The 656-nt window shown below is 65.4% G+C and carries 1 pseudogene; it reads right to left on the bottom strand.

The window, feature by feature from the left end:
• Positions 1-76: 76 nt before the first annotated feature.
• A pseudogene (locus VL15_RS36945) lies at positions 77-656 on the bottom strand (IS3 family transposase); the annotation flags it as partial.

The raw sequence follows: 656 nt of genomic DNA, 5'->3' as shown, positions 1-656 counted from the left end.
ACGCCTGCTGAAGCTCTGGACGAGTATCTCAGATATGTTCAACAACCTAGTGTTGCGACGACCGGTTGAATCCACCTTGACTGCCGCGATCGGAGTGCAGCAGCAATCCCGGTGACGGTTTGCGTTGCCAGCACGCGCTGCGCAACGCCTGGCAGACCAGATCCGCGTTGATCCGCTCGGACATCGACCAGCCGACGATGCGCCGGCTCGCCAGATCCAGGATCGCGGCCAGATACAACCAGCCCTCGCCGGTCCTGACGAAGGTGATGCCACCACCGGCAGGCGATGCGTCGAATCCGTGGTCACCCGATACGGACGCTTGTAGACCGGGCGCAACCCTTGACGTTGCAGGCTGCGACGCACGCGCTCGGCGTTCGCCGGCCGGCCCTGAGCAAGCAGCTGCCGCACGATGCGGGGGCGGCCGTAGCTACCGCGACTGGCGCGATGAATGGCGGCAACCTCGGCGTCCAGCGCGGCATTGGCCTGGGCTCGCCGACTTGGCTCCCGGCCGCGCCACGGGCAATAGCCGCTGCGCGACACACCCAGAACCCGGCAAAGCCGGCTCACGCTGTACTGGTCGCGATGTGCGTCGATCCAGGCGTACCTCACCGCGACCCCTTCGCGAAGTACGCCATCGCCTTTCGAAGAATTTCGAT

It is taken from the genome of Burkholderia cepacia, assembly GCF_001039005.1.
Taxonomy (GTDB): Bacteria; Pseudomonadota; Gammaproteobacteria; order Burkholderiales; family Burkholderiaceae; genus Burkholderia; species Burkholderia theae.
Note: the sequence above shows the minus strand (reverse complement) of the source record. Positions and strands in the feature narration are given on the sequence as shown.